Source organism: uncultured Frigoribacterium sp. (genome assembly GCF_963515265.1).
Classification (GTDB): domain Bacteria; phylum Actinomycetota; class Actinomycetes; order Actinomycetales; family Microbacteriaceae; genus Frigoribacterium.
The window spans coordinates 1-2,623 of sequence record NZ_CAUPYL010000276.1 but is presented as its reverse complement, the minus strand read 5'-3'; the positions used below and the strand labels follow the sequence as shown (position 1 = coordinate 2,623).

Annotated in this window: 2 protein-coding genes; both read left to right on the top strand. The window is 73.5% G+C overall.

The annotated features are described in order from the left end of the window. The coding region (locus RWM17_RS13885; protein ID WP_314104631.1) for an MFS transporter at positions 1–1,401 on the top strand (1,401 nt) is incomplete at its 5' end. Between the two features lie 403 nt (positions 1,402–1,804). Further along, positions 1,805–2,548 (top strand): SDR family oxidoreductase, encoded by a 744-nt coding sequence (locus RWM17_RS13880; protein WP_314104629.1) that lies wholly within the window; start codon positions 1,805–1,807, stop codon positions 2,546–2,548. Positions 2,549–2,623 lie beyond the last annotated feature (75 nt).

Genomic DNA, 2,623 nt, shown 5'->3' with positions numbered 1-2,623 from the left:
GGCCCCACCAGCGCGACCGGCGCGACCAGCGCGACCCGCGCCTCCCGCACCGCCCTCTCGGCGCTCGTCGCCGCCCACGCGATCTCGCAGACCGGCAACGTCGTCACGGCCTTCGCGGTCCCCTTCTACGTCCTCGCGCTGGGCGGCTCCGGCGTCGAGATCGGGGTCGCCGCGGCCTTCGCGACGGCGCCGGTGATCATCGGCGGGCCGCTCGGCGGGGTGGTCGTCGACCGGGTCGGCCACCGCCGCGCCGCGATCGTGGCGGACGTCGTGAGCGGCGCCTCCGTTCTCGCGATGCCGGTGCTGGCCCTGACCGTCGGCCTGCCGTTCTGGGCGCTGCTGGCACTGGTCTTCGTCGCCGGCCTGCTCGACACCCCGGGCCAGACCGCGCGTCGGGTGATGCTCCCCGGCCTCACCGAGCGCGCCGGCATCCGCATCGAGCGGAGCGTCGGCCTGCTCGACGGCTCCGAGCGCTTCGCCAAGCTGATCGGGGCGTCGCTGGCCGGTCTGCTCGTCGCCGCCGTCGGACCGATCCCGTCGCTGTTCGTCAACGCGGCGACGTTCGCCGTCTCGGCGGTGCTGACCTGGGCGCTCGTCCCTGGGCCTGATCCGTCCCGTGACGGATCAGCCAGCACGGCGAGCCCCCACCCCGCAGCGTCGGCTGGCGAGCGTGGTCAGGGGCCCGGCCGCCGCAGTCGCAACTGCCGCAGCCGCAGCCGCAGCCGCACCGGCAGCACCGGCAGCACCGAGCCGGCCCGCGCCTCCTACTGGCAGGACCTCGCCGAGGGAGCCCGCTTCGTCGTCCGCGACCCTCTGATGCGGCTGATCGTGGCGCTGGTGCTGGTCACGAACCTCCTCGACGCGGCCCGTGGGTCGACCCTGCTGCCGCTCTACGCCAACGACCGACTAGGAGGCGCGGCGAGCCTGGGGCTGCTGGTCGCGACCATGGGCGGCTGCGCCCTGCTCGGCAACGTCGTCTTCGGCTTCGTCGCGCACCGGGTGCCGCGGCGGGTCACGTTCGCGTTCTGCTTCGCGCTGGCCGGCGGCCCCTCGAGCCTGGCGTTCGCGCTCGGCTCCCCGCTGCCCGTGCTGGTCGCCGCGACCGCACTGTCGGGGCTGGCGGCGGGCGCACTCAACCCGATCCTCGCGACGGTCGAGCTGGAGCGGGTGCCCGAGCACCTGCGGGGCCGCGTCTTCGGCCTCCTCAACGCGGGGGCCTGGGCCGGGGTCCCGTTCGGAGCCCTCCTCGGCGGAGTCGCCGCCGACACCGTCGGCCTCGCCGTCGCCTTCGGCATCGTGGCGGCGGTCTACGTGGCGGTGACGCTCACGCCGCTGGCGGGTGGGTCGTGGCGGCTGATGGAGCGCGGCGCGGTCCGCCTCGAGACGCACCGCACGCCCTAGCCTCGGCACACGAGCACCGACCACCCCTCGGTGAAGGCGTGCGCACCGGCCCTGACGGAGCAGTAGCGGCCGCGGCCACGGCCGCGGCCGCGCTCGCGCTGGTGACCGCCGCCGCGCTCGGGTGCCCACGTGTGTCCCTGTCCGCGTCCCGTCTCGTTCCGAGCATCACGTCTCGTCACGGCGAGACGGGACGCTCGGAACAAGACGGGACACGTCGACGCCCACGAGCCGCCCGCGCGTGCCGTGGCTCTGTCGAGGTTCCCTCAGCGAACCCGACGGTTCGGTCGCTACTCTCCCGTCACGGCAACACCCGTCGCCCAGTGCGACATCTGCCGAGACCCGCAGAGCACCGTTGCTCGCGAACCCGAACGACCCGCAGCACCCGATGGCGAAGGAGCCACCCATGGACAGACTGACCAGCAAGATCGCCCTCATCAGCGGAGGCGCGCGAGGCATGGGCGCATCGCACGCCCGCGCGATCGTGGCCGAGGGAGGCAAGGTCGTCATCGGCGACCTGCTCGACGACGAGGGCCGCGCCCTCGCAGAGGAGCTCGGCGACGCCGCCCGCTACGTGCACCTCGACGTGACGTCGCCCGACGACTGGGAGGCGGCCGTCGCCACGGCCGTCAGCGAGTTCGGCGGCCTCAACGTGCTCGTGAACAACGCCGGCATCGTCAACTTCGGCCGCCTCGGCACGTACACGCTCGACCAGTGGAACCTCATCCTCGGCATCAACGTCACGGGAGCCTTCCTCGGCATCACCGCGGCGAAGGAGGCGCTGGTCGCGTCGGCCCCGTCGTCGATCGTCAACATCTCCTCCACCGCAGGACTGCAGGGCACCACGGCGCTGCACGGCTACGTGGCGTCGAAGTTCGCCCTCCGCGGGCTGACCAAGTCGGTCGCGCTCGAGCTCGGCTCGGCGAACGTGCGCTCGAACTCGGTGCACCCTGGCGTCATCCGCACCCCGATGACCGACGGCCTGGAGCTCGGCGACCAGCTCGGCGCCCTGCACCGGATCGGCGAGCCGCAGGAGGTGTCGAACCTTGTCGTCTACCTGGCCAGCGACGAGTCCAGCTTCCAGACCGGGGCCGAGTTCGTCATCGACGGCGGCGAGCTCGCCGGCGAGAGCGACAGCGTCAGCGAGTAGCCCGGACCGAGCCGGACACCCCTGAGTGGACGATGGAACCCCCCCCCCCCCGGGGGGTACGCACCCAGCGCGGGG

Coding starts and splice junctions, on each gene's coding strand:
- RWM17_RS13880 (WP_314104629.1), top strand. CDS start 1,805: ATGGACAGACTGACCAGCAAGATCGCCCTCATCAGCGGAGGCGCGCGA.